1 pseudogene is annotated in these 535 nt (G+C 43.9%); it reads right to left on the bottom strand.

Features of this window, described 5'->3' with window-relative positions:
* Positions 1-449 (bottom strand): annotated as a pseudogene (locus R7Z50_RS30670) (diguanylate phosphodiesterase); the annotation flags it as partial.
* Positions 450-535: the final 86 nt, after the last annotated feature.

The raw sequence follows: 535 nt of genomic DNA, 5'->3' as shown, positions 1-535 counted from the left end.
TCTGCTTGTAAGGATGGGATGACATGCTGGAAAGCGGCTGAGTGAAACTGAACCATCTGCTCTAGAAAATACACGCCCGGATCCCACAGCAGTGCATCGACACGAATGGGTACGACGACGTTGCTGATTAAATCTGGATGAAAAGCTTCTAATTGAAATTGAGTTTGTCGTAAGGCGAGATAAAGGCTGAACAAATCTAAGCAGTATTGCATTTGTTCGGAAAGCTCAAACTGATAAACGCTTTGCTCTCCGCGCAATCCGAATCTCAAAGTGAGGTGTTGATACACCACCTCACCGGATTGAGTTTCACGAATGGCTTGGCAAGCGTGTTGGATGTCATTATGTTTGAGTGCTTCAAATACCAATTGATCGTCGTCCGTGACGATGTGTTGTACCGCGAGACTACAAAGATATTCGTATATCGCGTGTGTTGAAATAAGATTAACCAAGGTTTCCTACCACATTGATCTGTTTGTTTTCTGGAATTTCGTTGTAAGACAGCACAGCCAATCCTTGAGTGAAAGTACGCGCATAA

Source organism: Vibrio sp. 1249-1 (assembly GCF_033340495.1).
The sequence above is the reverse complement of the archived record's forward strand: the minus strand, read 5'-3'. Positions and strand labels throughout refer to the sequence as shown.